Here is a 4,278-nt window from a genome sequence, read left to right as displayed (position 1 = left end):
GCCCCTGCCCCGGCCCCCGCGCCCGCCGCGCCGCAGGACCCCGTGAGCGCCTTCGCGGACAGCGTCCTGGCCACGCTCCACCGTGCGTACCCCTCGCTCTTCGTGCCCCCGCTGATGGTGCGTCACCCGCGGCTGGGCAGGCTCTGGTACGGCGACGGGCGGATGCGGACCGCGCTGCACAATGACCGTCAGGTGCGCGAGGCGCTGAACCGCCCCACCCTGGCGCAGAGCCTGGACGACCTGACCACCACCGGCGTGCCCGTCACCCTCACCGAGGACGGCAAGGTCCGCCGTGGTCACCACACCCTGGTCCTGCGGGCCCGGCTCACCGACCGCCGGTTCGAGACGACCATGAGCGAGCGCTCGCTGCGCAACGGCGTGATCGGCACCGAGGTCTCCGGCCAGGGCCAGCAGGCGTCGGTCACCCTCTCCGCCGGGGCCGAACTGGGCGTCTCGCCGCGCGACCACGACAAGGTGCCCGAGGCGGGGGCGCCCCGGCAGACCGGCAACGTCTCCTTCGGGGCCCGCTACGCCCGTACCGACCAGAAGGCCACGCGCAACACCGTCGCGGTCACCCACGACCACCTGACCTTCCAGAACGGCGCCGACCTCTACAGCTACCAGGTGGAACTCGGCGCCACCTTCGAGGGGCACCGCCGCCCGCGCGGCTGGACGAGGCTCGCCACCCTCGGCCTGCTGGGCGCGGGGGTCTTCGTCAGCAAGGTCGAGGAGCGGCCCCTGTTCAGCCGGGGTACGGAGACCGTGGGCCGCGTCGAGCTCGCCGTGCCCGCCGCCCACGGCTCCGAGCGCCACGCCCCCGCCGACACCCCCACCGCCGCTCCGCCCGCCGCCCCGGCGGCTCCGCCCGCGCCCCGCCGGGTCGCGTCCATCGAGGCCGACCAACTCCTGGACGGCACGCGTCCGTTGCCCCGGACCGACACGCCCGACCGGCGCCTGGTGCGCAAGCTCCTCAGCTCGCCCCACGTGGTGCTGAGCACCGAGGGGGGCAAGGAGCGCCAGCAGCTCGTGCAGGACACCGCCGACCGCGCCACGGGAACCTCCTGGCACGTCAGCGCCCCCGGCGCCCCGGTGCGCACCGCGCTGCGCAGGGCGATGGCCAACCTCGGCATCGCGGGCCAACTCGGCCAGTACCTCGGCCCGTTCGGGTCCCGCATCACCGGGCTCACCGGAGCTGGGCCGCTCGCGACGCACTACCTGAAGGCCGCCGTGCGCGGCGAGCTGAGCAACGTACGGGTGGTGAGCGACCCCAAGCCGGGCACCCTGGAAGCCACCCTCGGCAACGAGCACCGCGTCCTCGGCACGTCGAGCACCGTCCACCGCACCACCGTCGGGATCCAGGGCGCCGACGTGCCGCTCCAGCAGGCCCCCGGCAAGCAGGCGGTGTTCGGGTCCTACTCCACCGCCCTGCAGTACGCGCGCGGAAAGGGCCGCAGCGTCGCGCAGACCCTCACCCAGGGCCGCAACACCACGCTCACCTACGCGGGACGCGTGTACCTGGTCGTCGCCGACGCCACCGAGACCGTCGCCGTGCGCGACCGCTGGACCGCCGCCATGGGGACCGTCGGCACCCGGGCGGGCGCGCGCATCAGCTCCGCCGCGGGCAAGGTCTCCGCACGCCTGGCGCGCGGCCTCTCCCCGCGCAGGGCCGCCGCCGCCCTGCACCGCGTGCGCGACGCGGTCATGTTCCACCTGCCGCTGCAGGACGCCATCGAGGCGGGGATCGCCCCCGACGGCCTGGGCACCTCCACGCCCCGCAACCTCGGCCGCGGCTACCGCGTCCCGCCGCTGCTGCGCGGCCGGCGCTTCCCCGGCCACCCCAGCGGCCAGCTCGACGCGAGCCAGGCCAGCCACCAGCTGATGCGCAAGCTGGAGAAGATCGGCGTCCCCTCGCACGACCGCGAACAGGTCCTCCAGCGCCTCTCCCCGGACTTCCTCCGCGCCCACCTGCACGAGCTGACGACCGACGGCCTGGCCCTGCCGGTCCGCTACCGCGCCTGGTCGAGCCCCCACCACCTGACCGTCGGCGGCAGCCCGGGCCAGGTCCGCTTCAAGCTGACCCCCGTCACCACCACCGTGCAGCGGCTGCGCACCGGCTTCGAGCTGGAGGACTACCGCACCACCGCACGCGACGAGTCCGGGGCGGACTCCCAGGACCAGGGCGGCGACGCGACGCTCAGCGCCGGGCAGCGCGCGGGGGAGTCGGGCGTGCTCCTCGCCAACCCGTCCGTCCAGGGCACGGCGGCCAAGCAGCGCGCGACCACCCGGACGCAGACCACGGGAACCACGGCCATGCCCAACATCGCCACCACCCAGGCGCACGCCGAGGTCGTCACCTCGTACGTCCTGACCGTCACCATGACCAACGCCACCGGCGAGGCGCTCGCCCCGCGCGCCGTCGCCCAGGTCGGCAGCCTCAACGAGTTCGTCCCCGCCGGCCTGCTCACGCCCGACGGCGACGGCGCCGAGGGCGCACTCAGCGAGCAGGACGTCCCGGAGCCCGAGCGCGCCGTCACCGTGCGGACCGCCGCGCAGGCCCGCCCCGACGGCGTCGCCGCCTGGCGCACCGCCGGCCGCGACGGGACCCCCGACCCGGACGTCCTCACCTTCGACGACCGGATCGGCTCGGGCATCCTCGCCGTCGACGTCCTCGGCTCCGCCAACGTCCAGGACGCCCTCACCCTCTCCACCGCCCGCGCCGACGGCCTCGGCGACGGCGACCTCGGCAAGAAGCACACCGGCCGCACCCTCACCGAACAGGTCCGCATGGCCCGGCTCACCCCGCTGACCGGCCTCGGCACCGCCCCCGCCCAGGCCCAGCAGGAAGCCACCGCCCAGGTCGGCCTCACCGCGGGCTTCCGCGACGCGCTGACCCCCCAGGGCACGCACCTGCCCGCGCAGTCCTCCGCGCGCCTGTTCGGCCAGTCCCACACCGCCGACTCCCGGCTCCACGCCAAGATGCACCGCCGCGGCGCCCGGCTGCTCGCGGTGGAGAGCGCGCCCCGCATGGAGGCCATGCAGCGCGCCAAGACCTCCGACGCCTTCGAGGCCGCGACCGCCGACAACGTCGAGGCCGCCGTGGGCACCGCGCCGCTCGCGGGCAACAGCAACGCGGGAGTCACCAACCCCGGCGCCACCGTCCCGATCGGCGGCGCCAACGACGGCACGACCCAGAAGGCCACCGTCGACACCACCCTCGGCACCCACGTCAAGGTCGTCACCGACCGTGCCATGCTCTTCGCCGTCCCGGTGACCTGGCTGTCCGTCACCGAGGTCGACCACCGGATCACGGACAGCCGCCCGCTGCACGCCCTCGGCAAGCCCCGGCGCGGCCCGCGCGCCGCCGAGGCCGAGACCACCGTCCTCGTCTGGATGCGCGAGGACCTCGCCCGCGACCACGGCCTCCTGGACGACACCACCTTCCCCGAGGAGGCCCGCACGGCCTGGGACGACCTGGGCAAGGCGGCCGGGGACCTGGCCGCCGCCGAGAAGGGCTATTACGACGCGAGGGCGCGCGCCCGCGAGGCGTGGCTCGGCCTGACCCCGCAGGAGCGGACCGCGCTCGGCGACGGCGACCCCGACCTCGCCACCGTCCTGCCGCGGGCCCTGGCCGGCTTTCCGGACGTGGTCGCCTGGCAGGCCGCCCGGGACGAGGTGCGCACCTGGCAGCAGCGCGTCGACGACGCGGCCGCCGACCACCACCGGCTGCACCTGGCCGCCTCCCGGCTCACCGCCCACCACCAGGGCACGGGCATGGTCCCGGTCAAGGACACGGCGCAGGAGTACGCGAAGCCCGGCTGGCGCTCGGAGGCGCCGGCGCCGTACACGATCACGGAGGCCGGCACCGGCACCGACGGCGACAGTGGGACCGGCACCGACGGCGACACCGGCGGCAAGGCCCCGCGCACCCTCACCTCGCCGGACGGCGCCACCGTGCGAGAACTGCACGCCGTGCCGCACGACGGCGCCTCCTTCTACCACGCGCTCATCGCCGTCGCCCAGGAGCGCGGACGCCTCGCGCACCTGCTCGGCACCGACCTGGCCGACCGGTTCGCCAAGGCCCCCGGTGACGCGGCCGTCACCGCCGAGGCCGTCGGCGCCGCCCGCGACCGGCTCGCCCAGGCGCTCGGCGAGGACGCCAACGAGGACCTGCTCGACGCGCTCGCCCTGGACGCCGCCGACACGTTCACGCAGGCCGAACTCGACGACGCGGGCGTCCACCTCACCCCCGCGCAGCAGGCCGAGTTCGACGCCTTCGGC

1 pseudogene is annotated in these 4,278 nt (G+C 75.8%); it reads left to right on the top strand.

The annotated features are described in order from the left end of the window. Nucleotides 1-4,278 (top strand): annotated as a pseudogene (locus ABT160_RS46470) (hypothetical protein); the annotation flags it as partial.

The organism is Streptomyces sp. NPDC001941 (genome assembly GCF_040296945.1).
Taxonomy (GTDB): domain Bacteria; phylum Actinomycetota; class Actinomycetes; order Streptomycetales; family Streptomycetaceae; genus Streptomyces.
This window is presented reverse-complemented; position numbering and strand designations above follow the sequence as displayed.